Source organism: Dechloromonas agitata is5 (assembly GCF_000519045.1).
GTDB classification, from domain to species: Bacteria; Pseudomonadota; Gammaproteobacteria; order Burkholderiales; family Rhodocyclaceae; genus Azonexus; species Azonexus agitatus.
Map to the genome: position 1 here is coordinate 844884 of NZ_KI912532.1, position 23124 is coordinate 868007.

A 23124-nucleotide genomic window follows, 5' to 3' on the forward strand; every position below is an offset into this window, starting at 1 on the left:
GCCGGGACAACCTGCCCTCAGAACTCCAGCGGATCGACCTCGATGTGCCAGCGCAGCTTCGAGGGCGCCTTGAGGCCCGCGATGGCCTCCCGCCACTGCGGCAGGAAGGCTTGCAGGGCGGGGCGCGACGGCGATTCCGCCAGCAACTGGCCGCGCTCCAGATTGGCCAGGCGGGCCATGCGCATCGGTACCGGATCGTAGATCAACACGTTGGCGTGCCCGGCAACCTCCGGTAGCGCCGCAGCTGCCTTCAGGAAGGCGATGGCGTCGGCCATCTGGGGCGCTTCAGCCCGCAGCATGGCCTGGAAGGCATAGGGCGGGAAACCGGCCTGCTCGCGCTCCTTGAGCTGCCCGGCGGCAAAGCCGGCGTAATCGTGGGCGACTACGGCGGCAAACAGCGGGTGATCGGGGTATTGCGTCTGAATCAGCACCTCGCCCTTCAGTTCGGCCCGCCCGGCGCGGCCGGCGACCTGCATCAGCTGGGCAAAGAGACGCTCCGGCGCGCGGCAGTCAGCGGCGAACAGCGCCGAATCGGCACCGAGGATGCCGACCAGGGTCAGCTTGGGGAAATCGTGGCCCTTGGCCAACATTTGCGTACCGACCAGGATGTCGGCCTCGCCGCCATGGATGCGTTCGAGCACGGCCTCCCACTGCTTGCGGCTTTTCACGGCGTCGCGGTCGACGCGCAGGATGCGGGCTTCCGGGAATTGCTCCTGAAGCCAGCTTTCCAGGCGCTGCGTACCACGGCCAAACGGGTGGATGTCCTGGTTGCCGCAAGTCAGGCAGGCCTTGGGAATGCCATGCTCGAAGCCGCAGTGATGACAGCGCAGGCGACGGTCGGCCAGGTGCAGCACCAGGTTGGCGGCGCAGCGCTTGCAGCGCGACACCCAGCCGCAGGCCGGGCAGGCCAGCACCGGCGCGTAGCCGCGGCGATTCAGGAAGACCAGGCTCTGTTCACCACGCTCCAGGCGTGCCTGGATGGCGGCGATCAGCGGCTCGCTGACCCCTTCCTTGAGCGCGATGCGCCGCGTATCGAGGATCTTGACCGTAGGCAGCGTCGCCTCCGGATTGGCCCGCTCATGCAGGCTGAGCAGCCGGTAGCGTTTCCCTTGGGCATTGGCCCAGGATTCGAGCGACGGCGTCGCCGAACCCAGCAGGACCGGAATGCCCAGTTGGTGAGCCCGGAAAACCGCCACATCGCGCGCCGAATAGCGCATGCCGTCCTGCTGCTTGAAGGACGGATCGTGCTCCTCATCCACCACGATCAGCCCGAGGCGCGGCATGGGCGTGAAGATGGCCAGCCGGGTGCCGAGCACGATATTCGCCTGCCCGGAGAAGGCCGCCCGCCAGTTGCGCTCGCGTGCCGCCTCGGCCAGTTCGCTGTGCAAGGACACGACGCCGGCCTCCGGAAAGCGGGCGCGGACCCGGCCCTCGAGCTGCGGCGTCAGGTTGATTTCCGGCACCAGCAGCAGGACCTGCTTGCCGAGCGCCAGCGCCTTGTCGATCAGGCGCAGATAAACCTCGGTCTTGCCGCTGCCGGTCACGCCATGCAGCAGGCTGGCGGTGAAGCCGGCGGCTGGATCGACGGCATCCACCGCCCTCGCCTGCTCGTCGGTCAGCTGCGGCGGCTCGATCGGCGGCGGCAGCTTGCCGGCCCGGGCGTTGCGCCGGTCCGGCGGATCGAGGCGTTTGAGGCCCCCCGGCAAGGCCTGCAGGATCACTTCACCAAGCGCCGCCTGGTAGTAAGCACTGGCAAACCGGCAAAGCCGGAAGAAATCCTCCGGTAGCGGGGGCAGATCGCGCAGGATTTCGCCGGCCGGCTTGAGTTGCTCGAGCGGCCAGTCGCTGTCGCTCGCCACCTCGACAATGACCCCCAGCTTTTCGCCCCGGCCGAACGGCACCCGGACGCGCAAACCGACATCCTGTGCGCTGGCCGACGCCACGACATAGTCGAACAGGCGATGCAGGGGCAAATCGAGGGCGACGCGCAAGACGGGCATGGACTCAGCGGCCGAAGCCGTCATTTCTCCGGAAAAACAGGCTGGTTCGATTCACGATGGACGGCTTTGGGAGTTGTCCACAAAAACTGTGGATAACTTTGTGAATTACTTCGGGGCGCTTGCGCTAAGTCACGGTCCGGTAAGGAGTTTGTTACTCTGCCGAAATATTGAGCAAAGCACAAAACCCAATAAAATCATGAAGTTAAATAATCACAACGCTGTCAAGGCTTTTTGCCGTGATTTTTGGGGTAACTGGCAAAACTCTGTGCATAAGTCAAGCTTTGCCAGCCCCTTATGGATATTACTTACGTAATAGACGGCTGTGTGCGTGCACAGTCTCGACCAGCGCTGTGACGCTTTCCGGCGGCGTAAACTGAGAAATGCCGTGGCCGAGGTTGAAAACATGGCCGGTATTGCCCGCACCGAAGCTGTCGAGCACCTTCTTCGCCTCGGCGGCGACGATTTCCGGCGCCGCGAACAGCACATTTGGATCCAGGTTGCCCTGCAGCGCCACCTTGTCGCCAACGCGACGGCGGGCTTCGCCAATGTCGATGGTCCAGTCCAGGCCGACTGCATCGCAGCCGATGGCAGCGATCTTTTCCAGCCACAGGCCACCGTTCTTGGTGAACACGATGCTCGGAATGCGCTGGCCGTCCTTTTCCTTCTTCAGGCCGGCGACGATGCGCTGCATGTACTGCAGCGAAAACTCTTCGTAGGCGGCGTTGGAGAGCGAACCGCCCCAGGTGTCGAAAATCATCACGGCCTGGGCGCCGCAGTCGATCTGGGCGTTCAGGTAACTGGTCACGGCATCGGCGGTCACTGACAGGATGCGGTGCAGCAGATCCGGGCGGTTGTAGAGCATGCCCTTGATATGGCGGAAGTCACTCGAACCCTGGCCCTCGACCATGTAGCAGGCCAACGTGTAGGGGCTGCCGGAAAAGCCGATCAGCGGCACCGAGTTGTCCAGCGCCCGGCGGATTTCGGAAACGGCATCCATCACATAGCCGAGATGCTCGTAGGGGTCCGGCGCGGTCAGGTTGTTGATCGCCCATTCCTCGCGCAACGGACGCTCGAAGCGCGGCCCCTCGCCTTCGGCGAAATAGAGGCCGAGGCCCATGGCGTCCGGCACGGTCAGGATGTCGGAGAACAGGATGGCGGCGTCGAGGTCATAACGGGCCAGCGGTTGCAGCGTCACCTCGCAGGCCATGGCCGGCGACTTGCACAGGTTCAGGAAATTGCCGGCCCGCTTGCGGGTTTCGCAGTACTCCGGCAGGTAACGGCCAGCCTGGCGCATCAGCCAGAGCGGGGTGTATTCGGTCGGCTCCTTCAACAGGGCACGCAGGAAAGTATCGTTCTTGGGTCGGCTCACGTCGGGCTCCGCCTGAAAAAATGGGGAAACCGGCATTATCCGACTTTACCCCCTCGCGGTCACTTGTGCTGGATCAGGAAAAAACGATATGGCCTACTTGCGCCAGAAGGCCGGGGTCAGCACAACGAGCAGCGTGAAGATTTCCAGGCGGCCGAGCAGCATGGCGAAAATGCAGATCCAGGTCTGGAAATCCTCCAGCACGGCGTAGGTGGTCGCCGGACCGACCTGGCCCAGACCGGGGCCGGTGTTGTTGATGCTGGCGACGACGGCGCTGAAGGCCGTCACGATATCGAGCCCGGTAAAGGCCATGAGCAGGGTCAGCGACACGATGCACACGATGTAGATGAAGCCGAAGGCGAGCACGGCAAACAGCAGTGGCTGGGTGGCCACCTTGCCGCCGATACGGACGTGGTAGACCGCCGCCGGATGCATGGCGCGCAACAGTTCGCGATAGACCTGCTTGTAGAGCAGCAGGGCGCGAACCATCTTGATGCCGCCGCCGGTCGACCCGGCGCTGGTCGCGAAACTGCACAGGAAGAGCATCCACAGTGCGGCGAACATCGGCCACTGGCCGTAGTCGGTCGTCGCATAACCGGTCGTCGTCGCCACGGAAATGACGTGGAACAGCGCACTGCGGAAGGCGTGGTCCATGTCCTGGAAAACGCCGTCCTTCCAGATGTAGTTTGCGATGATCATCGCACTGAGCAACAGGGTGCCGACGAACCAGGCGGCTTCGACATCGTGCAGATAGCTGCGCAGGGAGCGCCCGCTCAAGGCCAGGAAATGGGTGGCGTAGTTGATGCCGGAAAAGAGCATGAAAACGATCGCGACGTATTCGACCTGGGCCGATGCGAAATGCCCGATGCTCGCATCGTGTGTCGAAAAGCCGCCCAGCGAGACGGTCGAAAAGGTGTGGCAGACGGCATCGAACCAGCCCATGCCGGCCCAGCGGTAGGCCAGGATGCACAACACGGTGATGCCGATATAGACCAGCCAGAGCCCCTTGGCCGTTTCGGCGATGCGCGGCGTCATCCGGGTGTCCTTCATCGGCCCGGGCACTTCGGCCAGCAGCATCTGCCGGCCACCGATCCCGAGCAGCGGCAGGATGGCGACGGCCAGCACGATCAACCCCATGCCGCCGAACCACATGGTCAGGTGGCGCCACAGGTTGATCGACATGGGCAGGGTGTCGAGCCCGGAGAGCACGGTTGCGCCGGTCGCGGTCAGGCCGGAAACCGCTTCGAAATAGGCATCGGTGTGGGTCAGACCGAGTTGCAGCATGTAGGGCAGCGCGGCGAAGGCCGGCAGCACGGTCCACACCAGGACAACCATCAGGAAGCCGTCGCGGATGGCCAATTCACGCTTGCAGCGCCGGTAGCGGTACCACAGGAAAAGGCCGCTCAGCATGGTCAGTCCGAAAGCCTCGTCATAGGCCGTCTGGGCGCCATCGTCGACGACGTAGGAGAGGATCAGCGGCGCCAGCATGGTCAGGCCAAAGAGCATGACGACCATGCCCAGCGCGCGGTATACCGGGGCAAAACGTGTCATGGCTGCCCCTTACAGGAAATGGAAGCCGACCTGGAACAGCTTTTCGACCTTCTTGACCAGCTTCTTGCGCGTGCAGAAGACGATCACGTGGTCCCCGGCCTGGATCACCGTATCGTGGTGAGCGATGACCACCTCGCCATGACGGGTGATCGCCGTCCAGTCATCGGTATGGCCGATCACCACGGCCTGGTCGAAATTGCGGACCAGGGCGGCGACCGTCACGCCATGCGGCCAGTCGATGTCGCCGATGCGTTTGCCGACAATCTTCGAGGTCTTGGCATCGCCATGCGCCACCAGTTCCAGCGCTTCGGCAGCGCCCCGGCGCAGCGAGTGCACTTCCGCCACGTCGCCCTGCCGAACATGGGCGAGCAAGGTGCCGATCGACACCTGGGCCGGCGAGATGCCGATGTCGATCGGCCCCCCCTCGATCATGTCGGCGTAGGCCCGGCGATTGATCAACGCCACCACGCGCTTGCTGCCCAGCCGCTTGGCCAGGCTGCCGGCCATGATGTTATCTTCGTCGTCATTGGTCACCGCGAGGAAGAGATCCATCTCGCCGATGTTTTCCTGCTCCAGGAGTTCTTCGTCGGTGGCGTCACCGTGCAGGACCAGACAGTTGTTCAGTTCATTGGCGATCAACTCGGCGCGCTCCTGGCGCCCTTCGATGAGCTTGATCTCGTAGCGTTCCTCCAACACCTTGGCCAGGCGCAGCCCGATGTTGCCGCCACCGGCGATCATGATGCGCTCGACCGGCGTCATCATCCGCCGCAACTGGCGCAGCACCGGCCGGATATGCTCGGCCGCGGCAAGCAGGAAGACTTCGTCGCCCGCCTCGACGATCGTGTCGCCTTCCGGGAAAACCGGCTGGTCGTGACGGAAGATGGCGGCGATGCGGGCATCCATGTCGGGCGGCAGATGCTCGCGCATCTCCTTGATCGCCTTGCCGACCAGCATGCCGCCTTCGTAGGCGCGCACGGCGACCAGGGCAACCCGCCCCTTGGCGAAATTGAGCACCTGCAGGGCTTCCGGAAATTCGATTAGGCGGCGGATGTAGTCGGTGATGACCTGTTCCGGGCACAGGGCGAAATCGACAGCAAAATTGTCTACCGACAGTAGGCTGTCGTCTTCCAGGAAATCGCGCGAACGCAACCGGGCGATGCGGGTCGGCACGTTGAAGACGCTTTGTGCCAGCTTGCAGGCGACCAGGTTGGTCTGGTCGCTCTGCGTCACGGCGATGATCATGTCGGCATCCTCGGCCCCGGCCTGGCGCAGTACGCTGGGCGTCGCGGCATTGCCGACCACGGCGCGCAAGTCGAATTTGTCCTGCAGGCGCATCAGGCGCGCACCATCGCTATCGACCACGGTGATGTCGTTCTCTTCCGAGACCAGCCCCTCCGCCACGCTGGCGCCGACCTGGCCGGCCCCCAGAATGATGACTTTCATGCCCCTCTCCTCCCATCGTCCGCCCGGCCGTCCCCCGACGGGACCGGGCACCGCTCAGGCTATTCCTCGCCCCGCTTGCCGAGCTTGACGTCCAGTTGTTTCAGTTTGCGATACAGGTGCGTCCGCTCCAGGCCGGAGCGTTCGGCCAGCTTGGTCATGTTGCCGCCTTCGAGTCGCAGGTGATGCTCGAAATACATCTTCTCGAAGGCATCGCGGGCCTCGCGCAAGGGCTGGTCGAAGAGCGGCAGCAGGGACAGCGATTCGGGCCGGTCGACGGCCTCCTGCGGCATCACGCGCAACACGTCGTCGGCACTGATTTCCTCATCCAGCGCAGTCAGCGCCAGATTGCGGACGAGCGCGTAAAGGTCGCTCCAGCTCGATTCCGGCTGGCGCTTCCAGGGTAGCGAACGCAGCGTATTGAGGGCGGCGGTCGAGAAATGGCGCAGCGGCACCTCGCCCCGCGCGACAAAGTTGCCGAGCAACAGGCCGGCGATCTCCGGCAGCTCGTCGCCGTGGCCGGCGAGCGACGGCATCGCCACCCAGACTTCACCCAGGCGGGCGAGCAGCTTGCTGTCCCAGCCTGCCTCGGCCAGGGCCGAGAGCGGCGCGACAGTGGCTGCCACCAGTTGCAGGTGCAGCTTCTCCAGCCGGTCGACGGCGAAGGCCAGGTTCATCTGCTGCATCTTGCCGAGCACACCGAGGTCCGGCACGAACAGGATGCCGCCGCTGATCTTCTCGAGCATCTCCTGGGTCAGTGCGCTGCTCACTGCCGACAGGTCGAGCCAGGGCGCCCGCGGCGGCTGCAGCGTACGAGCGCAGATTTCCGCCATGCCGCCATTGGCGCCCTTGATGAGCAGCACGGGCGCCTTGGCCGCCGCCTGCTCCAGACGGCGCCTGAATTCCTTGACGAAGGCCGAGCGCGAGAAAGCCTCCAGCGTCAGCGCCGGGCGAACCGGCGGCTTGTCGTGCTTGAGAGCCTTCTGCACGGTAGACAGCAATTTCTGCAGGGCGATCGGCTTCTCGAGGAAATCGAAGGCGCCAAAGCGCGTCGCCTCGACCGCCGTATCGATGGTGCCGTGGCCGGACATCATGACCACCGGCATGTTGAGATGGCCGGCGGCGTGCCACTCCTTGAGCAGCGAAATGCCATCCGTATCCGGCATCCAGATGTCGAGCAGAACCAAATCGGGGCGCAGTTCATTGCGCACCTGGCGTGCGGCCGTGGCGTTTTCCGCCAGCCGCACGTCGTAACCCTCGTCGATCAGGATTTCCGACAGCAGTTCGCGGATACCGACTTCGTCGTCAACGACCAGAATGATGGCCATTTTTGGCTTCCTCCTCTTTCACCAGGGGCAGGCGGATAACGATCCGCGCGCCGCCCTCCGGTGCATTGCTGATTTCGATGCTGCCCTGGTGTTCCTCGACAATCTTCTTGACGATGGGCAGGCCAAGGCCGGTGCCACGGGCCTTGGTGGTGACGTAAGGTTCGAAGATGCGCGGCAGCAGCTCGACCGGAAAACCCGGGCCGTTGTCGGCGATCGTCAGCCAGGCATGGCGCAGCCCGCGCGCGGTGCGGATGACGATCCGGGCGTCGTCGCGCCCCTCCAGCGCATCCTCGGCATTGCGCAACAGGTTGTGGATGATCTGCCGCAACTGCGTCGCGTCGCCGAGGACCGGGCCGAGATCGCCGGCCAGCTCGGTGTCGATGGCGGCTGATGAACTTTCATACAGGCCAAGCACTTCGCGGATCAGTTCGTTGAGATCGAGTGGAGCGACCACCGGCGTCGGCAGGCGGGCGTAATCGCGGAAATCGTCGACCATGCGCTTCATCGCCTGCACCTGGTTGATGATGGTCTGCGTGCCGCGCGCCAGCATGTCGGCGTCGCCATTGGCCAGCTTGTCGGCCAGCTTGAGTTGCAGGCGTTCGGCGGAAAGCTGGATCGGTGTCAGCGGATTCTTGATCTCGTGCGCCAGGCGGCGGGCCACCTCGCCCCAGGCGGCACTGCGCTGGGCGGCGATCAGCCGGGTCACGTCGTCAAAAACCACGACATCACCGCCCCCGCTGCTTTCCGGCAGGCGCGAGCCGCGCAGCAGCAGCACCTGCGGCATGCCGTTCGGGCGCTCCAGTTCGAGCTGGGCCTGCCACTCGTTTTCCTCGGTCGCCGCGAACTGTTCGCGAATGAAGGCGCCCAGTACCTGCTGGCGCGGCCATTCATCGACCGCGACACTGACCACACCTTCGAAATCGTCGTTGAGGATGGTCAGCGCGCCCTCGTTCACCGTGCGCAGCACGAAACGGCGGTCGAAAACCAGCACGCCGGTGGACAGGTTGGCCAGGATCGACTCGAGATAGCCGCGCGCCGACTCCACTTCCGCCCGGTGCCGCTCGGTGTCGCGCCGCGCCTCGTCGAGCTGGCGGGTCATGCGGTTGAAGGACTGGGTCAGGACGCCCAGTTCGTCACCGCTGTAGATCGCCTGGCGCGGCGAGAAGTCGCCCTGCGCCACGGCTTGCGTGCCTTCGGCCAGGATGTAGAGCGGCGCGGCGAGGCGGCGGGCCATCAGGTAGGCCAGCGCAAAGGCGCTGAACAAGGCGACGAGTACGGTCAGGGTCAGGGTCAGCGCGTAGATACGGGTCAGACCCTCGCGCGCCAGTTGCAACTCCTGGTAATCGCGATAGACACCCTGCACGGCTTCGGCATCGTCCGCCAGCGCGGCCGGCACCGGTTGCGTCAGCTGCAGGATGCGCGGCTCTTCAAACATGTCGCGAGCCGATACCGGGACCAGCACGCGCAGGTAGAGCTTGCCGCCCTCGCCTTCGACGCTACCGATCGAACGGCTGTTGCGCGCCGCCTTGAGCTGCGCCTGGTCGGGCAGATCGGGCATCAGGTTGGCGAGCTCGCCGGTTGCACTCGACAGCAACTGGCCGCCGACCGAGAACAGGGCGGCCGTCTGGACGCCTTTCTCTTCCCGCAGGCGCAGCAGGGCGGAACGGCGCGAGGCTTCCTGGATGTCGGACAATTCGCTGGCCATGCTGCGCCCCTTCTCGCCAAGGTCAGCCAGCAGGGAGTCAAGGGCCGAACGGCCGAGCTGCAGGCCGGATTCGAGCGCTTTCTCGACGCGGACGTCGAACCAGCTCTCGATCGAACGGGTAACGAACTGCACCGAAACGCCATAGACCAACGCCCCGGGCAACACGGCGATGACCCCGAACATCAGCATCAGGCGCAGCTTGAGGCGGGCGCCGAAAACCTGGGCCTGGTAGTCGCGCCACAGGGTGCGCAACTGCCAACCAACCAGGGCAAGCATGGCGAGCGCCAGCACGACGTTGAGCGCGACGAGCAGCGGATAATTGCGCGAGAACAGCACGGTATCCGCCGCTGTGGAGATCAGCAGCAAGAACCACAGGATGCCGCCGACTGCCGCCGCGAAAGCGCCACCGGCTGCGACGAAACGTTTCACTTGGCCTCCGCCGTCGGCAAGGGTGCCAGGTCGGCCGGCCAGGACTTCCAGTCGGAGGACAGGCTCCAGTCCTTGTTGCCCAGCGCCGTGATCTGGAACGGCCGCGGCAACTGCGCCACGTCGAGACGCAGGCGGACGGCCGCATCGTAGGTTTCGCCCGGCTTGACGCCCTTGTCGCTGCGCTCGATGACCAGCCAGTTGCGCAGGCGGGAAAGAACCAGCACCGCCTCGCTCAGGGTCGTGAAGGACTGGTGCAGACCGCCGGTGGACAGCCGGTACTGCCGGGTCAGCGCGTGGTAGGACAGGCGGTAGGTCTGGTTGCGTGCCGCCAGCTTTTCATCCAGCCAGTACCAGCGCTTGCGGGTCAATTCAAAATCGGCGATGAAATGCAGCACAACCCCCTTGGTCACCGCTTCCTCCAGGCGCGGGTTGAGATCGAACTTGAAATCGGCCGACAGCACATAGCCGTCGTCGACCGGCTGCAGCTGCGGATTCGTGACCTCGATTTCAGCCGCCCAAGCGAGGAAAGGCAGGACGAGGAGAGCCAGCAGCCAGCGCCGCAGGCACACGGCCAGCCGGCGTTCAGGCGCGCTTCTCGAGCAGGCAGTAGAAGAAGCCATCATGTTCGGCAGTCGGTAAGAGCTGTTCCTCGTGGCACGGACGGGCCTGCGGCTGGCGTTCGATGAAACGGGCGATCTGCCCGCCGTTTTCGGCCGGGAAAACCGAGCAGGTCGCGTAAAGCAGTTTACCGCCGGGACGAAGGACCTGCCACAGCGCATCGAGGATGCGCGCCTGCGCCGCGGCAAAGCTGGCAATGTCCGCCTCGCGGCGCAGCCACTTGGCGTCCGGGTTGCGGCGCACGACACCGCTCGCCGTGCATGGCACATCGGCCAGCACCGCATCGAAGGGGCGGCCATCCCACCAGCCGGCCAGCTGGGCGCAATCGGCGACCCTGACTTCGGCCTGCAACTGTAGTCGGGCCAGGTTTTCCTCGACGCGCCGGCAGCGCGCTGCCTTCAGGTCAAGCGCCAGCAAATCCATCTCGCCCCGCTCCAGCAGATGCGCCGTCTTGCCGCCCGGCGCAGCGCAAGCATCGAGCACCCGGCTGCCGGCAGATGGAGCCAGCAACTCGGCGGCCCGCTGCGCACCGGGGTCTTGGACCGAAACGGCACCTTGGGCGAAATCAGGCAATGCCTCGACCACCACCGGTCGGGCCAGGGCAAGACCGGCTTCGCCGACCGGTCGCGCTTCGATGCCGGCCGCCTGCAAGCGAACGAGATAGGCGTCGCGCGTCGTCTGCCGAAGATTGACCCGCAAACCCATCGGCGGCGGCTGGTTGCCAGCCGCGACGATGCGCTGCCAGTCGGCAGGATAGGCCGCCTGCAGCTGCGCCAGCCACCAGTCCGGATGCTGCGCCGCAGCGACCGGATCGGCAGCGACAGCAGCCACCAAGGCGTCCTGCTGGCGCAAGAAATTGCGCAGCACGCCATTGACCAGACCCCGGAACTTGCCGCCCAGCAATTCGCCGGCGGCGAAAACCGCCTGGTCGACCACGGTATGCACCGCCTCCGGCCGGGTTTCGATGCGGTAGAGGGCAACCAGCAACAGGGCGCGGATTTCATCCACTACCAGCGGCCGCTCGAGCAGGCGGGAGAGCATGAAATCGCCCCGGCCGTAGGCACGCAGGCTGCCGTAGACAAGATCCTGCACGGCTGGCCGGGCGACCGGATCGACCCGGCCGAGCAGGCCGTCGGCCAGACTCTGCCCGGCAAACACGGCAGCATCGATGCGGGCAGCCTGCAACAAGGCGTAGGCGAGGGAATTGAGCGGCAATCGGGACATAGGCCACGATTATCGCACGGGGCATAATGCGGCCATGCGCCGATTGCTGCCCGCCCTGCTCTGCCTGCTCGCTTCCCTGCCCGTGTACGCCTGGAATGCCGCCGGCCACCGGCTGGTCGCGGTCATTGCCTGGCAACAACTGTCGCCGGCCGCCCGCGACACCATCGCAGCCCATCTGGCCCGCCATCCCGACCACACCCGTTGGGCTGACAGGGCCCGCTCCTCCGATCCCATCGCCCTGTTCGCCGAGGCGGCGACCTGGCCGGACGACATCCGCAACGACCCGCGGTTTTACGACGAGGGTCGCCAGCCGGCCACCGAGCCCCTGCCCGGCCTGCCCGATACCGCCCGCCACAAGCGCTGGCATTACATCGATCTCGACACCGACGAGCGGGTGCGGGCGGGCGAACTGGACAGCCGGATCGAGCGCCTCACCCGGCAATTGAAAACCAGCCGCCAGCCCGAGCAGATCACCTACGCCCTGCCCTGGCTGTTGCATCTGGTCGGCGACATCCACCAGCCGCTGCACGTCGGCCGGCATGGCGACGAAGGCGGCAACGCGGTCGAGATCGAAAACCCGTTCAACAAGCGCCTGCCTTTCTCCAGCCTGCACCTGTATTGGGACGACCTGCCCGGGCCGCCCTGGCTGCGCGGCAAACGTCTGGCAGAAAACGCCCGCCGCCTGCTCGAACGCTACCCGGCGCCGGAGCAAGGCAATGTCGCCCTGTGGCGGGAGGAAAGCCACCGGCTGCTCGATAGCGCCTACCCCACCGAACCGGGCAGCTTGCTACCCGTGGTCAGCGACACCTTCCACCGCGCCAGCCGCGACACCGCCAACCGGCGCATCGTCGAAGCCGGCTACCGCCTCGGCCGCCTGCTCGACAGCATGTTCAGCCACACCGTTTCACGTGAAACGCCCTAGAATTCCGTCATGAACGGACTGCACCTGATCGCCGACCTGCATGACTGCCGTTGTCCCCCGGGCCTCTTGCTCGACGGCCCGGGGCTGGAAGCCTATTGCGCCGATGCCTGCCAGCGCCACGGCCTGACCGTCGTCGGCCGGCTGTTCCATGCCTTCCGTGATGTTCAGGGCCAGCCGGCCGGCGTCACCGGCACCGTCGTCCTGGCCGAATCGCATCTGGCCATCCACACCTGGCCGGAAATCGGGGCCGTCACGCTCGATGTCTATGTCTGCAATTTCAGCGGCGACAACAGCGGCCGGGCGCTGGCCCTGTTCGCCGAAGTCATCGGCCGCTTCGCGCCGGATATCGTGGAAAAAAAAGAGGTGGCACGCGGCCACCTCGCTTCACCACTGGCTGACTGATCAGCCCCAGCCACCCATCGCCCGCAACCGGGCGATGCGCTCCTCGGTCGCCGGGTGGGTCGAAAAAAGGCTGCGCAGACCGCCGCCGGACAGCGGGTTGATGATCATCATCTGCGCCGTTTCCGGGTGAGCCTCGGCCGGCCCCAGCGGAATGCGCCCCTCGGCGTACCTCTGGATCTTGCCCAGGGCATCGGCCAGGGCGTTGGGGTCGCCGCTGATCTGCGCCCCACCCGCATCGGCCTCGAATTCACGAGCCCGGGAAATCGCCATCTGGATCAGGCTGGCCGCCAGCGGGGCGAGGATCGCGACCAGAATGCCGACAACGGGATTCACCGAGCGTCCGTTCTCGTCGCGCCCGCCAAAGAACATGGCGAAGTTGGCCAGCGCCGAAATCGCACCGGCCATGGTCGCCGAGATGGTCGAGATCAGGATGTCGCGGTGCTTGACGTGCGCCAGCTCGTGGGCCATCACGCCGCGCAGTTCACGCGCCGACAGCAACTGGATGATGCCGGTCGTCGCCGCCACCGCCGCATGCTCCGGATTGCGCCCCGTGGCAAAGGCATTGGGCTGCGCCTCGTTGATGATGTACACCTTCGGCATCGGCAGTCCGGCCTGGCGGGCCAGTTCGCGCACCATGGCATAGAACTGCGGCGCACTGGTTTCATCGACCGGCTGGGCGTTGTACATCTTCAACACCATGCTGTCCGAGAACCAGTAGGAGACCAGGTTCATCGCACCGCCGAAGGCCAGCGCCATCAGCATGCCGGATGTGCCGCCGATCATCCCGCCGACGATACCGAACAGCGCCATGATGGCGGCCATCAGAATCGCCGTTTTAACCCAGTTGAACATGGCTGACCTCCGCCAGGTGATTATCCAGAGCTGTTAACTGGTGGCGTAGCGCGGCAAAATCAAGCCGGGATGTCGAACCGGTCGCCTACCTTGAGCGGATGCCCGGCCAGGAATTGCTGCACCGGCAGACGCTTGCCGCCGGCTTTCTGCAATTCGCTCACCGCCAGGGCACCCTCGCCGCAGGCGATCACGATCCGTTTCTTGTCCACCGCCAGCACGCTGCCGACCGGGCCGCTGCCGGCCACTGGCGTTGCCTGCCACAGCTTGACAGTCTGCCCGCCGAACAAAGCCTGCGCCCCCGGGAAGGGATTGAAGGCCCGGATATGGCGATCCAGCTCGGCTGCCGATTTCGTCCAATCGATCACCGCCTCGGCCTTCTCGATCTTGTGCGCGTAGGTCACCCCCTCGCCCGGTTGCGGTTCGGCCGGCAGCGGCAACTGGCCCAATGCCTCGACGCACAGACGGGCACCCAACTCGGCCAGACGATCGTGCAGGCTGGCAGTGGTATCCGTCGCTGCGATCGGCAAAGCACCGCGCAACAAGACCGGCCCGGTATCCAGCCCGGCTTCCATCTGCATGATGCACACGCCGGTTTCCGCATCGCCAGCCAGCAAGGCGCGCTGGATCGGTGCCGCACCGCGCCAGCGCGGCAGCAGCGAACCGTGGATATTGATGCAGCCAAAACGCGGCATGTCGAGCACCGCCTGCGGCAGGATCAGGCCATAGGCGGCCACGACCATGACCTCGGCCCCTACGGCGGCGATCTTCGCCTGTGCCTCGGCATCCTTCAGGGTCAGCGGCTGGAAGACCTCGATACCGTGCGCCAGCGCCACGTTCTTGACGGCTGACGGCTGCAGCGCCATGCCACGCCCAGCCGGACGATCCGGCTGGGTGAGCACGAGGGCGACCTGATGGCCGGCGGCGACAATGGCCGACAGCGCCTGAGAGGCGAATTCCGGCGTCCCGGCAAAGATCAGTTTCATGCCGTGACGCGCGCCTGCTTAGCCAGCTTGCTCTTGATCCGCCCCTGCTTCAGTTGCGACAGGTGGTCCACGAAGACGATGCCATCCAGGTGATCGATCTCGTGCTGGATGCACACCGCCAGCAGGCCTTCGGCCGCCATCTTCTGCTCCTTGCCGTCGAGGTCCTGATAGTGGATGGTCACCCGCTCGGCCCGCTCGACCTTGTCGTAGATGCCAGGCACCGACAGGCAGCCCTCCTCGCCGATCTGCGCCCCTTCGCAATGCGACAGGGTCGGGTTGATGAAGGCCAGCAGGTTGTTCTTCTCTTCCGAGACGTCGATCACCACGACGCGCTTGTGCACGTCGACCTGCGTCGCCGCCAGCCCGATGCCGGGCGCCTCGTACATGGTTTCGGCCATGTCGGCGACCAGTTTCCGGATGCCGTCATCGATCTTGGCTACGGGTTGCGCGACCTTTTTCAGGCGCGGATCGGGAAAACGCAAAATGGGTAGGAGGGCCATGGTTCAAATGGAATAAAAGCTTGCTCGCTTAGGTTATTACGTGCAGAATCTAAAGCAATTCCGAGGTATGCAAACGCAAATCGCTTGACGCACCTGAGACCGCATCGGCGGCATTGCGTTCCACCGGCACGAGAGGTTACGACTATGGTTCGCATTATATCCGCGCTCATCTTGGCCGTGACGGCCGTCTGCGCATCCGCCGCCGACCCGCTGCAGCTCGTCGACAACCCGCCGGATCGCCACGTCGTCGTCAAGGGCGACACGCTGTGGGACATCTCGGGAAAATTTCTGAAGCACCCCTGGCGCTGGCCGGAAATCTGGCAGATGAACCGTGACCAGATCAAGAATCCGCACCTCATCTACCCGGGCGACGTCGTCCTGCTCGACATGTCGAGCGGCTCTCCGCGCCTGCGGCTGGGCAAGAAGGTCGGCAGCGGCGGCCCCGGCAAGCTGCAGCCGACGGTATACAGTACACCGGTCCAGCAGGTCATCCCGAGCATCCCGGCCAACGCCATCGAGCCCTTCATCTCGCAGCCGCTGGTCATCGAGGACAGCGAACTGGACACCGGCGTCAAGATCGTCGCCATGCAGGAAGACCGCATGCTGGTCGGCACCGGCGATACCTTCTACGCCTCAGGCATCCCGGACACCTCGGTCGAGAAGTGGCACATCTTCCGCAAGGGCAAGCCGCTGAAGGATCCGGCCACGGGCAAGGTGCTCGCCTACGAAGCCTTCTTCCTCGGCAACGCCAAGCTGGTCAAGCCGGGCGAACCGGCCCTGTTGCGCATCTCCCTGGCCAAGGAAGAGATCGCCCGCGGCGACCGCCTGGTCCCGGCTCCCGAGCCGCAGATCATCTCCTATGTGCCGCATCGTCCGGAACAGGAAATCTCCGCCCGCGTCCTCGGCATCTACGGTGGCCTGCGTGAAGGCGGCGCCAATTCGGTCGTTGCCCTCAACGTCGGCAAGAAGGACGCCATGGAAATCGGCCACGTCGTCGCTCTCTACCGCAAGCGCGTTTCGCTCGATGTCGACGAGAGTGGCCGCCGCACCGAAACGCCGGTACCGGACGAACGCTACGGCCTGGCCTTCGTCTTCCGCGTCTTCGACGGCATCAGCTATGCGCTGGTCGTCGAATCCTCCAAGGCCGTCATCGTCGGGGATACGGCAAGGAATCCGTGAGCGATCGCGACAGTCTGGCCGCCTGGCTGCGGCTGACCCTCATTCCCGGCCTCGGCGGCGAGACGCAACGAAAGCTTCTCGCCGCTTTCGGTTTACCCGAAGCCATTTTCGCAGCCGGTCGCCTGGCGGCGCGCAGCGTAGCTGGCGAGCGGGCCGACCGGCTGTTCGACCACGACGCCACGGCTGCCGTCGAGCATGCGCTGGCCTGGGCCGGCCAGCCCGGGCAGACGATCCTCACGCTGGGCGATGACGACTATCCGCCCGCCCTGCTCGAAATCGCCGATCCGCCCACTGTTTTGTATGTGCGGGGCAATCCGGCCCTGCTCAGACGACGGGGCATCGCCGTGGTCGGCAGTCGCAACGCCACACCGCAAGGTATCCAGAATGCGGAAAGCTTCGCCCGCCACCTGGCCGGTCGCGGCCAGTGCATCATCAGCGGCCTGGCCCTCGGCATCGATGCCGCTGCCCATCGTGGTGCCCTTGCCGCCGATGGCGAGACGGTCGCCGTGATCGGAACCGGTGCCGACCGCATCTACCCGGCCCGCAACAAGGAACTGGCGCTGGCCATCGCCGCCCGCGGCGTGATCGTGTCCGAATTTCCGCTCGGCACACCGGCCGTCGCCCACAATTTCCCGCGTCGCAACCGCATCATCTCCGGCCTGGCACGCGGCGTACTAGTCGTCGAAGCCGCCCCCGAGAGCGGCTCGCTGATCACCGCCCGGCTGGCTGCCGAACAGGGTCGCGAGGTATTCGCCATTCCCGGCTCGATTCATTCGCCGGTCGCCCGCGGCTGCCATCTGCTGATCAAGCAGGGCGCCAAACTGGTCGAATCGGCACACGACATCCTCGACGAACTCGTTGATTTTGACGATACGCCGCCCCCGCCAGCTCCGCCGGAATCGTCTGACGAGCCGGCCCTGCTCGCTGTGCTCGGTCACGACCCCTGCGCCCTGGACGACCTGGTGGAACGCTCCGGGCAGTCCGCCGACCAACTGCTGCCGGAGTTGCTGAGCCTCGAACTGGCCGGCCGCATCGCGACACTACCCGGTAACCGCTACCAGCGACTGCGCTAGCGATCCCCCTACTTATTGACGGCTTGCCAAGCCGCTCGCGGGACACTTATCATGCCCCGGCACTCCAACAGGTCAAACCATGTCCAAAAAGCTGATCATTGCCGAAAAACCCTCTGTCGCCGCCGACATCGCGCGGGCGCTGGGCGGCTTCACCAAACACGACGATTACTTCGAAAGCGAGGAATACGTGCTTTCGTCGGCCGTCGGTCATCTGCTGGAACTGGCCTGTCCGGAAGAATTCGAAGTCAAGCGTGGCAAATGGTCCTTCGCCCACCTGCCGGTCATTCCGCCGCACTTCGCGCTGAAGCCGATCGAGAAGACGGAATCGCGCCTCAAGGTGCTCAACAAGCTGATCAAGCGCAAGGATGTCGACGGCCTGATCAACGCCTGTGACGCGGGACGCGAGGGCGAACTGATCTTCAATTACATCGCACAGGCCGCCAAATCCGGCAAACCGGTACAACGCCTATGGCTGCAGTCGATGACCCAGGGGGCCATCCGCGACGGCTTCGCCCGCCTGCGCCCCGGCCGCGAAATGGAAGGTCTGGCCGACGCCGCCGTCTGCCGTTCGGAATCCGACTGGCTGGTCGGCATCAACGGCACACGGGCAATGACCGCCTTCAACTCGAAGACCGGCGGCTTCCATCTGACCACCGTCGGCCGCGTGCAGACGCCGACGCTGGCCATCGTCGTCGAGCGCGAGAAGAAGATCCGCGAATTCAAGCCGCGGGATTACTGGGAAGTCGAGGCTGAATTCAGCGCCAAGGCCGGCAGCTATACCGGCAAATGGTTCGACGAGGGCTTCAAGGGCAAGAACGACGACGAACACGCCCGCGCCGACCGCCTGTGGGAAGTCGCCCGCGCCGAAGCCATCCGCGCCGCGACGCTCGGCAAGCCTGGCGAGGTGACTGAAGAAGCCAAGCCGGAAACCCGCCTGTCGCCCGGCCTGTTCGATCTGACCACGCTGCAGCGCGAAGCGAACGCCCGCTTCGGCTTCTCGGCCAAGACCACACTGTCACTGGCCCAGGCGCTGTATGAAAAGCACAAGGTGCTGACCTACCCGCGTACCGATTCCCGCCACCTGCCGGAAGATTACCTGCCAACGGTCAAGGAAACGCTGTCCATGCTGACCGGCGAGGGCGCCGGCAAGGGCCACGACGAAGTGCTGCTCGCCCGCTACGCCCCGTTCGCCCATCAGGTGATGGCCCGCAACTGGGTGCTGCCCAACAAGCGCATCTTCAACAATGCCAAGATCAGCGACCACTTCGCCATCATCCCGACGCCGCAGGCCCCGAAGAACCTGAACGAACTGGAACAGAAGCTCTACGACTTCGTCGTCCGCCGCTTCCTGGCCGTCTTCTTCCCGGCCGCCGAGTATCTGGTCACCACCCGCATCACCCGTGTCGAAGGGTACCCCTTCAAGACCGAGGGCAAGGTACTGGTCAATCCGGGTTGGCTCACCGTCTATGGCAAGGAAGGTCAGGAAGGCGAGGAAGGCAATCTGGTCGCCGTCGAACCCAAGGAAAAGGTCAAGACCGACGAGGTCACCATCAAGGCCAACGCTACCAAGCCGCCGCCGCGCTATTCGGAAGCCACCCTGCTCTCGGCCATGGAAGGCGCCGGCAAGATGGTCGACGACGAGGAACTGAAGGCGGCGATGGCCGGCCGCGGCCTCGGCACGCCGGCCACGCGCGCCCAGATCATCGAGAACCTGCTCGGCGAGCAATACATGCACCGCGAGGGCCGCGAACTGATCCCGACCGCCAAGGCCTTCTCGCTGATGACACTGCTCAACGGCCTCGGCATCAACGAACTGACCCAGCCGGAACTGACCGGCGACTGGGAATGGAAGCTCGGCCGCATCGAGAAAGGCGAATTCACGCGCGCCGAATTCATGCGCGAAATCGCCGAAATGACCCGCCACATGGTCGAGCGCGCCAAGCAGTACGAGGCCGACACCATCCCCGGCGACTTTGGCGTCCTGCAGGCGCCCTGCCCCAAGTGCGGCGGCCAGATCCGCGAGACCTACAAGAAATTCCAGTGCGGCAGCTGCGACTATGCGCTGTGGAAGATCGTCGCTGGCCGCCAGTACGAACCGGCCGAGATCGAGCAGTTGCTCACCGAACGGCAGGTCGGCCCGCTGACCGGCTTCCGCAACAAGATGGGCCGCAGCTTTGCTGCTGCCATCAAGCTCAACGACGACCTGCAGCCGGAATTCGATTTTGGCCAGGACAAAGCCAGCGAGGAAGGCGAGGCGGAAGCTGTCGATTTCTCCGGCCAGGAAGCCCTCGGTCCTTGCCCGAAGTGCAGCGCCAACGTGTACGACAACGGCAACAACTACGTCTGCGAAAAGGCCGTCGGCACAGCCAAAACCTGCGACTTTCGCTCCGGCAAGATCATCCTGCAGCAGCCGGTCGACGCCGTCCAGATGAAGAAACTGCTGGCAGACGGCAAGACTGACCTGCTCAAGGAATTCGTTTCCAACCGCACGCGGCGCAAATTCTCGGCTTATTTGGTGAACCAGGGCGGCAAGGTCGGTTTCGAGTTCGAGAAGAAGGTCGCCAAGCCCAAGGCACCGGCCAAGAAAAAAGCCGAAGCCTGACCGCTCCCTTCGAATTGCCCGGAAACAAAAGACCTCGCACTGGCGAGGTCTTTTTTCATCGGCTGCCGGCTTTACCAACCCGGCGTTTCACGTGAAACCTCAGCGCACGGCCGTGGCGCCCGGCAACTGGCAGGAGAGCAGCGCGGCGCGCACGGCATCGATCGCCTGCGGCCGCGGGAAGGTAACCCGCCAGACCAGGCCGACGGTGCGCTTCGGCTGTACCCCGGAAAACGACAGCACCTTGACCATCGGTTCCTTGGTAATCAGCGGATCGGCAGCCGTGCTCGGCATCACCGCCACCCCGGCGCCGCTCGCCACCATGTAACGGATGGTTTCCAGCGAACTGCCTTCGATCGAATGGTCCAGCGCGTCATGCCCCGTCAGGCGTGGGCAGGATTCGAGCACCTGATCGCGGAAACAGTTGCCCTGGCCGAGCAGCAGCAGGTTCTGGCCATCCAGCTCGTCGGCGCTGACCGTGTCGCGCGACGCCCACGGATGACCAGCCGGCACAACGACCCGGAAAGGTTCGTCGTACACCGGCTGGGCGACCAGGCCGGGCTCGCTGAAGGGCAGTGCGATGACGATGACGTCCAGTTCGCCGGATTTGAGTGCGGGAATCAGGTTGCCGGTGAAGTCTTCCTTGAGGAACAGCGGCATCTTCGGTGCTTCGTGGCTGAGAGCCGGAATCAGCTGCGGTAGCAGGTAGGGCGCGATGGTGTAGATGATGCCGACGCGCAACTGCCCGGTCATCGGATCACCGGTCGCCTCGGCAATTTCCTCCAGCTTCACCGCCTCGGCCAGGACGCGCCGCGCCTGTTCGACGATGCGCTCGCCGAGCGGCGTGATGCGGATTTCGTTCGTGCCGCGCTCGAACAACGGCGCCCCGATCTGCCCCTCGACCTTCTTCAGGGCAACCGACAAGGTCGGCTGGCTGACATGGCAGGCCTCGGCCGCCTTGCCGAAATGGCGCTCGCGCGCCAGGGCCACGACATACCGCATTTCCGTCAGGGTCATTTCGCTTTCACCAGTTGGTCCAGATCGGCCGGCGTCAGCCAGCACCATTCGCCCGGTTGCAGGTTGCCGGGCAGGGTCAGTTCCCCCACCGCCTCGCGGTGCAGCGCTTCAACTCGGTTACCGGCCGCCGCCACCATGCGCTTGACCTGGTGATACTTGCCCTCGGTCACCGTCAGGCGCAGCAGATTATCGCCAACGATTTCGGCGCCGGCCGCCGCAATCGGTTCCGGCTCATCGTTGAGCAACACGCCGGCGAGCAACTGCGCGATCTGTCCCTGGTCGAGCGGATGCTTGGTCGTCGCCAGATAGACCTTGGGCACCTTGCGTTTGGCCGAGGACAACTGATGATTGAGCTGGCCATCGTCGGTGATCAAGAGCAGGCCGGTGGTGTCCTCATCGAGGCGACCGATCGGCTGCACGCCGCGCTCGCGCAGCGGCAGGGGCAGCAATTCGAGCACGGACGGATGATGCTGTGGCTTGCGCGAACATTCGTAGCCGGCCGGCTTGTTGAGGATGATCGTGGCGAATTCGCGGTAGGGCCAATCCACGCCATCGACCGAAAAGACCAGGTTGTCGGTCGGAATATCGGCGAAAGGATCGTCGCAAATGGCGCCATTCACCGCGACCCGTTCGTTGCGGATCAAGGCCCGGCAGCCCTTGCGCGTGCCGAAACCGTGTTTCTGGAGGAGTCGTTCAAGTTGCATGGGCAGGATGCTAACATCGGGCCATGAATTTCGAACATCTCATCCAGATCAACGACCTGCAGAACCCGCTGGTCGAAACCCTCAGCCGCGACCAGGTCTGGCAAGGCCTGCTGCATCGCGTCGAGGACGCCACCCCTTTCCTGCCCGGCCTGGAAAGCTGCACCGTTGTTGAGCGCCATGCCGACCACCTGCTGCGCAAGCTCGATTTCGGCGCTGCCGTCATCCACGATCGCGTCACGCTGCACGCAAACCACTGGGTCCGCTTCGACATCCTGCCCAGCGAGCAACATGCCGGCGGCAGCCTGACCATCACCATCGAGGAGCCGGAACCGGCCGCCCTCTTCCTGCGTTTCGCCTACGCCACCACTTTCGCCAGCGACCCGAATTCGGAAGAGCGGGCGTATATCGACTACATCAAGTCCGCCTATCACCAGTCCGACATCGATTGCGTTCGCATCATCCGCACACTGGCTGCCGGCGGCTCCCTGCAATAACACCAGGGCTCTCCATGGACAAACTGGACGCCGAACTGCGTCGACTCCATCTCTCCCCGGCCGAGCCCCCCGCAAGCGGCGGTCAGGCCTTGTGCCTCGGCTTCCGGCGAGCCGCCGACTGGGAATCGGTCGCGGCGCTGTGGCACGCCGCACAGGCAGAACTCGATTTGCCGGCGCCCGCCATGTCCATCGACGGTGAAGGCTATCGCCTGTGGTTTTCGCTGGCTGAACGCGTCGCCGATGAAACGGCCAGACGTTTCATCGATGGCCTGATCCGGCGTTATCTGGCCGAACTGCCCGACGCACGACTGCACATCGATTTCGCCGCCTCGCCCCCACCTGCCGAACTGATCCCGGACGAGCGCTGGGCGGCCTTCATCGACCCCGGGCTCGGCAGCATGTTCGCCGCCGAACCCTGGCTCGACATGGCCCCCAACCGCAACCAGCAGGCCGATCTGCTGGCAGCCCTGCGCAGCATCCGCCCGGCGGAACTGTCCTACGCCCTCGACCGCATGCTGGCGCAAACCAGCCCGGCAGCCGCTCCGGTGGCCCTTGAGACACTCTCCCTGAGCGGACCGTTCACCCATCCCCGGGATTTTCTGCTCGCCGTGATGAACGACCCACAGGCCGGCAGCCTGGCGCGCATCGAAGCCGCCAAGGCCTTGCTGCCGTATTTCGAGAAAGCCCGGTAAGCGGGCACAAAAAAGCCGAAGGCCTGGCCTTCGGCTTTTTCGGTAA

General features: G+C 64.9%; 20 protein-coding genes. 7 read left to right on the plus strand and 13 right to left on the minus strand.

Annotated elements, in window-relative coordinates:
• Positions 1–17 precede the first annotated feature (17 nt).
• The 8 genes from K420_RS0104220 to rsmB form a co-directional block, all read right to left on the minus strand.
• Complete coding sequence (locus tag K420_RS0104220) at positions 18–2000, minus strand: primosomal protein N' (protein ID WP_027456953.1); 1983 nt, start codon at positions 1998–2000, stop codon at positions 18–20.
• Between the two features lie 301 nt (positions 2001–2301).
• Complete coding sequence (gene hemE, locus K420_RS0104225; RefSeq protein WP_027456954.1) at positions 2302–3369, minus strand: uroporphyrinogen decarboxylase; 1068 nt, start codon at positions 3367–3369, stop codon at positions 2302–2304.
• Between the two features lie 93 nt (positions 3370–3462).
• Positions 3463–4917, minus strand: coding sequence for a TrkH family potassium uptake protein (locus tag K420_RS0104230; RefSeq protein WP_027456955.1), 1455 nt, complete (start codon positions 4915–4917; stop codon positions 3463–3465).
• A 9-nt stretch (positions 4918–4926) separates the two neighbouring features.
• A complete protein-coding gene (trkA, locus tag K420_RS0104235) occupies positions 4927–6360 on the minus strand; it encodes a Trk system potassium transporter TrkA (protein WP_027456956.1) in 1434 nt (477 codons plus the stop codon).
• A 59-nt stretch (positions 6361–6419) separates the two neighbouring features.
• Positions 6420–7685: a sigma-54-dependent transcriptional regulator gene (locus tag K420_RS0104240; protein ID WP_027456957.1), complete on the minus strand. Its 1266-nt coding sequence runs from the start codon at positions 7683–7685 to the stop codon at positions 6420–6422.
• Complete coding sequence (locus K420_RS0104245; RefSeq protein WP_027456958.1) at positions 7663–9819, minus strand: sensor histidine kinase; 2157 nt, start codon at positions 9817–9819, stop codon at positions 7663–7665. The genes K420_RS0104240 and K420_RS0104245 overlap by 23 nt, the downstream gene beginning before the upstream one ends.
• Positions 9816–10439 carry a DUF4390 domain-containing protein gene (locus tag K420_RS0104250; protein WP_027456959.1) on the minus strand — a complete coding sequence of 208 codons (624 nt, stop codon included), beginning with the start codon at positions 10437–10439 and terminating at the stop codon, positions 9816–9818. Before K420_RS0104250 ends, K420_RS0104245 begins: the two co-directional genes overlap by 4 nt.
• Positions 10402–11661 (minus strand): 16S rRNA (cytosine(967)-C(5))-methyltransferase RsmB, encoded by a 1260-nt coding sequence (rsmB, locus tag K420_RS0104255; protein WP_035854509.1) that lies wholly within the window; start codon positions 11659–11661, stop codon positions 10402–10404. Before rsmB ends, K420_RS0104250 begins: the two co-directional genes overlap by 38 nt.
• A gap of 34 nt (positions 11662–11695) precedes the next feature.
• On the opposite strand from rsmB, the gene K420_RS0104260 reads away from it, so the two are divergent.
• Both K420_RS0104260 and K420_RS0104265 read left to right on the plus strand, forming a co-directional pair.
• On the plus strand, positions 11696–12583 hold the full coding sequence (locus tag K420_RS0104260) for a S1/P1 nuclease (protein ID WP_027456961.1): 888 nt from the start codon (positions 11696–11698) through the stop codon (positions 12581–12583).
• Between the two features lie 9 nt (positions 12584–12592).
• Positions 12593–12985, plus strand: a complete 393-nt coding sequence (locus tag K420_RS0104265) for an S-adenosylmethionine decarboxylase family protein (RefSeq protein WP_027456962.1) — start codon at positions 12593–12595, stop codon at positions 12983–12985.
• Here K420_RS0104265 and htpX read toward each other — a convergent pair whose 3' ends face one another.
• From htpX to def, 3 genes are read right to left on the minus strand one after another with little or no spacing between them, the layout of a single operon-like run.
• Positions 12986–13837: a zinc metalloprotease HtpX gene (htpX, locus tag K420_RS0104270; RefSeq protein WP_027456963.1), complete on the minus strand. Its 852-nt coding sequence runs from the start codon at positions 13835–13837 to the stop codon at positions 12986–12988.
• 59 nt (positions 13838–13896) lie between these two features.
• Positions 13897–14820: a methionyl-tRNA formyltransferase gene (gene fmt / locus K420_RS0104275; RefSeq protein ID WP_027456964.1), complete on the minus strand. Its 924-nt coding sequence runs from the start codon at positions 14818–14820 to the stop codon at positions 13897–13899.
• Entirely contained in the window at positions 14817–15320 is a 504-nt protein-coding gene (gene def, locus K420_RS0104280) for a peptide deformylase (protein ID WP_027456965.1), read from the minus strand. The genes fmt and def overlap by 4 nt, the downstream gene beginning before the upstream one ends.
• A 144-nt stretch (positions 15321–15464) precedes the next feature.
• On the opposite strand from def, the gene K420_RS0104285 reads away from it, so the two are divergent.
• The 3 genes from K420_RS0104285 to K420_RS18115 all read left to right on the plus strand — a co-directional run bounded on the left by K420_RS0104285 (position 15465) and on the right by K420_RS18115 (position 20174).
• Entirely contained in the window at positions 15465–16499 is a 1035-nt protein-coding gene (locus tag K420_RS0104285) for a LysM peptidoglycan-binding domain-containing protein (protein WP_027456966.1), read from the plus strand.
• Positions 16496–17572, plus strand: coding sequence for a DNA-processing protein DprA (gene dprA / locus K420_RS0104290; RefSeq protein ID WP_027456967.1), 1077 nt, complete (start codon positions 16496–16498; stop codon positions 17570–17572). The genes K420_RS0104285 and dprA overlap by 4 nt, the downstream gene beginning before the upstream one ends.
• Positions 17573–17651: 79 nt before the next feature.
• Complete coding sequence (locus K420_RS18115; protein ID WP_035854511.1) at positions 17652–20174, plus strand: DNA topoisomerase III; 2523 nt, start codon at positions 17652–17654, stop codon at positions 20172–20174.
• A 99-nt stretch (positions 20175–20273) separates the two neighbouring features.
• On the opposite strand, the gene K420_RS0104300 is transcribed toward K420_RS18115, so the two are convergent.
• On the minus strand, positions 20274–21188 hold the full coding sequence (locus tag K420_RS0104300; RefSeq protein ID WP_027456968.1) for a hydrogen peroxide-inducible genes activator: 915 nt from the start codon (positions 21186–21188) through the stop codon (positions 20274–20276).
• Positions 21185–21892: a pseudouridine synthase gene (locus tag K420_RS0104305; RefSeq protein ID WP_027456969.1), complete on the minus strand. Its 708-nt coding sequence runs from the start codon at positions 21890–21892 to the stop codon at positions 21185–21187. The genes K420_RS0104300 and K420_RS0104305 overlap by 4 nt, the downstream gene beginning before the upstream one ends.
• A 23-nt stretch (positions 21893–21915) precedes the next feature.
• Here K420_RS0104305 and K420_RS0104310 point away from each other — a divergent pair, with 23 nt between their 5' ends.
• A complete protein-coding gene (locus tag K420_RS0104310; protein ID WP_027456970.1) occupies positions 21916–22386 on the plus strand; it encodes an SRPBCC family protein in 471 nt (156 codons plus the stop codon).
• A gap of 14 nt (positions 22387–22400) precedes the next feature.
• A complete protein-coding gene (locus K420_RS0104315; RefSeq protein ID WP_027456971.1) occupies positions 22401–23078 on the plus strand; it encodes a hypothetical protein in 678 nt (225 codons plus the stop codon).
• Positions 23079–23124 lie beyond the last annotated feature (46 nt).

Bases quoted from the DNA above. Each gene is read 5' to 3' on its own strand.
- K420_RS0104265 (WP_027456962.1), top strand. From the start codon at position 12,593: ATGAACGGACTGCACCTGATCGCCGACCTGCATGACTGCCGTTGTCCC.
- K420_RS0104315 (WP_027456971.1), top strand. From the start codon at position 22,401: ATGGACAAACTGGACGCCGAACTGCGTCGACTCCATCTCTCCCCGGCC.
- K420_RS0104230 (WP_027456955.1), bottom strand. From the start codon at position 4,917: ATGACACGTTTTGCCCCGGTATACCGCGCGCTGGGCATGGTCGTCATG.
- K420_RS0104240 (WP_027456957.1), bottom strand. From the start codon at position 7,685: ATGGCCATCATTCTGGTCGTTGACGACGAAGTCGGTATCCGCGAACTG.
- fmt (WP_027456964.1), bottom strand. From the start codon at position 14,820: ATGAAACTGATCTTTGCCGGGACGCCGGAATTCGCCTCTCAGGCGCTG.
- K420_RS0104310 (WP_027456970.1), top strand. From the start codon at position 21,916: ATGAATTTCGAACATCTCATCCAGATCAACGACCTGCAGAACCCGCTG.
- htpX (WP_027456963.1), bottom strand. From the start codon at position 13,837: ATGTTCAACTGGGTTAAAACGGCGATTCTGATGGCCGCCATCATGGCG.
- K420_RS0104285 (WP_027456966.1), top strand. From the start codon at position 15,465: ATGGTTCGCATTATATCCGCGCTCATCTTGGCCGTGACGGCCGTCTGC.
- K420_RS0104250 (WP_027456959.1), bottom strand. From the start codon at position 10,439: ATGGCTTCTTCTACTGCCTGCTCGAGAAGCGCGCCTGAACGCCGGCTG.
- def (WP_027456965.1), bottom strand. From the start codon at position 15,320: ATGGCCCTCCTACCCATTTTGCGTTTTCCCGATCCGCGCCTGAAAAAG.
- K420_RS0104220 (WP_027456953.1), bottom strand. From the start codon at position 2,000: ATGCCCGTCTTGCGCGTCGCCCTCGATTTGCCCCTGCATCGCCTGTTC.
- rsmB (WP_035854509.1), bottom strand. From the start codon at position 11,661: ATGTCCCGATTGCCGCTCAATTCCCTCGCCTACGCCTTGTTGCAGGCT.
- K420_RS0104300 (WP_027456968.1), bottom strand. From the start codon at position 21,188: ATGACCCTGACGGAAATGCGGTATGTCGTGGCCCTGGCGCGCGAGCGC.
- K420_RS18115 (WP_035854511.1), top strand. From the start codon at position 17,652: ATGTCCAAAAAGCTGATCATTGCCGAAAAACCCTCTGTCGCCGCCGAC.
- trkA (WP_027456956.1), bottom strand. From the start codon at position 6,360: ATGAAAGTCATCATTCTGGGGGCCGGCCAGGTCGGCGCCAGCGTGGCG.
- K420_RS0104305 (WP_027456969.1), bottom strand. From the start codon at position 21,892: ATGCAACTTGAACGACTCCTCCAGAAACACGGTTTCGGCACGCGCAAG.
- K420_RS0104260 (WP_027456961.1), top strand. From the start codon at position 11,696: ATGCGCCGATTGCTGCCCGCCCTGCTCTGCCTGCTCGCTTCCCTGCCC.